At 42.6% G+C, this 338-nt stretch carries 1 protein-coding gene; it reads left to right on the forward strand.

Annotated elements, in window-relative coordinates:
* Window positions 1-84: 84 nt before the first annotated feature.
* The coding region (locus tag A3739_RS29725) for a hypothetical protein (RefSeq protein WP_231877045.1) at window positions 85-338 on the forward strand (254 nt) is incomplete at its 3' end.

Consider the following 338-nt stretch of genomic DNA (forward strand, 5'->3'; position numbering starts at 1 on the left):
TATATTAAAAATCACCCATCCAAAACGCCTAGTTTGGATGATTTTGGGGAAGGCTTTCCATGCTTTTGTGAAGGCTTCAAACCCTTGCATGATTATCCATATGTGAGTGATGTCGCTAGTGTCGACTGGTCTTGGCATCAAGCATTTCATAGCTGTGATGTATCGGCAGTTTTTGCGGCTGATCTTCAGAACGTCCTTGGTGTTGATCAAGCCAATATACAACTTGGTCTTCATCCAAGTCTCTCAATCATTCGGTCGGACTTTCCACTCTATAGCTTGTGGCAATTCAACGAACAGGAGAATGCTAGCGTTGATTCAAATAATGGGGCTAGTTTTTC

This window comes from Oleiphilus sp. HI0067, from assembly GCF_001635735.1.